Genomic DNA, 1,238 nt, shown 5'->3' on the forward strand with positions numbered 1-1,238 from the left:
TCGGGGCGACTGTGCTGGCCGGGTACCGGCTCATCAGGTAGGTCCACAGGCCCGAGCCCGCGATGGTGCCGAGCGCGACGATGTAGGCGAGGCCGAGCAGCGCGTGCCAGCCGCCGGGGGAGGTGACATCGGTCAACGCATTCAGGCCGGTCGTGGGTCCCTCGATGAATGCGGACAGCACGAACATCGGGATCGGCGGCACAACCGTCATCCACAGCGTCAAATGCAGTGGGTTGACCTCGCCGGATGCCGTGGCCAAACGCGAGCCGATATTGCCGAAGGCCCACCCGAGACCGCCCGCCAGCGTCAGCAGCACCGGCAACAGCGCCGCATGCTGTGCGCGATCGAGCCCGATCAGCACAATGCCCGCCACGGCGACGCCGATGCCGAGCAACTGCGTGACCCGCAACCGCTCCCGCAGGAATAGCGCACCGAGGACAACCGTGAACGGCGCGGAGGATTGCAGCACCAGCGAGGACAGTCCGGTCGGCATGCCCGCGCGCATCGCGCTGAACAGAAAGGCGAATTGCAGAATCCCGAACCCGATCCCATACAGCAGCAACCACCGCAGCGGCACCTTCGGCCGCGGCACGAGCACCAGCACCGGAACGGCGATCACCGCGAACCGCAGCGCAGCGAAGAAGAACGGCGGAAAGTGGTCCAGCCCCACCCGAATAGCAATGAAGTTCAGCCCCCAGAGCAGGACAACGGTAAGCCCGAGCAAGCGGTCACGATTCGTCACGTTCCTTATCGTCGGTAATGAAACCAATAAGAACAATCGAATAAATATGCACCATCGATGTAGCATTACTTAATGGTTCCCGACAGTCACAACTCCCCGGCTCCCGACGCCGCGCGACCGGTCCACAACACCGGCAAGCACGGGGCTGTCGCGGCATCGGCACCTGCGACGCCTAAGGTCGCAGCGTCGCCGCCGGTTGCAGTTCTGGCGCATGCCGTGGGTTCGCGATCGGGCGGTGCGGGAAGGCCAGCGCTCGCAGTCTCATTACCGGGTTCAGGAGCTGCGCATGCTGCGGCGTCGGTGCCTGCGATGGCCCTGGTCGCAGTGTGGCCGTCGGTGGCCGTGTCGGCAGATGCTGCGGGTGCGCGATCGGGCGGTGCGGGATTACCGGCGGTCGCAGTCTCGCTACCGGGTTCGGGAGCTGCGCATGCTGCGGCGTTGGTGCCTGCGATGGCCCTGGTCGCAGCGTGGCCGTCGGTGGCAGTGTTGGCGTATG

General features: G+C 65.8%; 2 protein-coding genes. One reads left to right on the forward strand and one right to left on the reverse strand.

Going from position 1 to position 1,238, the window contains the following annotated elements:
• The coding region (locus tag ON44_RS01830) for an EamA family transporter (protein WP_040686011.1) at positions 1-742 on the reverse strand (742 nt) is incomplete at its 3' end.
• A 309-nt stretch (positions 743-1,051) separates the two neighbouring features.
• On the opposite strand from ON44_RS01830, the gene ON44_RS51850 reads away from it, so the two are divergent.
• Positions 1,052-1,238, forward strand: a 187-nt coding sequence (locus ON44_RS51850; protein ID WP_218007504.1) for a hypothetical protein, incomplete at its 3' end; no start/stop codon positions are given.

Origin of the sequence: Nocardia vinacea NBRC 16497 (assembly GCF_000308835.1) — a bacterium.
In the GTDB taxonomy this organism is placed as follows: Bacteria; Actinomycetota; Actinomycetes; order Mycobacteriales; family Mycobacteriaceae; genus Nocardia; species Nocardia vinacea.